Origin of the sequence: Bacteriovorax sp. DB6_IX (genome assembly GCF_000447775.1) — a bacterium.
In the GTDB taxonomy this organism is placed as follows: domain Bacteria; phylum Bdellovibrionota; class Bacteriovoracia; order Bacteriovoracales; family Bacteriovoracaceae; genus Halobacteriovorax_A.
In genome coordinates, this window is the sequence record NZ_AUNJ01000398.1 from 1 (window position 1) to 241 (window position 241).

The window sequence follows — 241 nt, forward strand, 5'->3', positions numbered from 1 at the left end:
GCAAGAACGTATGGATCTGAAGATACTAAAACTACCGAGTTAACTTCATTCATTCCACAAACTAGTGGAGCACCCTTTTTGATTGAAAAGATTTCTGATGTTTCTTTATTTAAAACAACAAAGGCCGAAAAACCATGAATCTTCTTAAAGGATTCGATAACAGCGTCCTTGATATTCTTCCCATTTCTTACATGGTAAATAAGTAATCCAAGAAATGTTTCAGAATCAGTTTCTGACTTAA

1 pseudogene is annotated in these 241 nt (G+C 33.6%); it reads right to left on the bottom strand.

The features are described from left to right. Nucleotides 1-241, bottom strand: a pseudogene (locus M901_RS12645) (hypothetical protein); the annotation flags it as partial.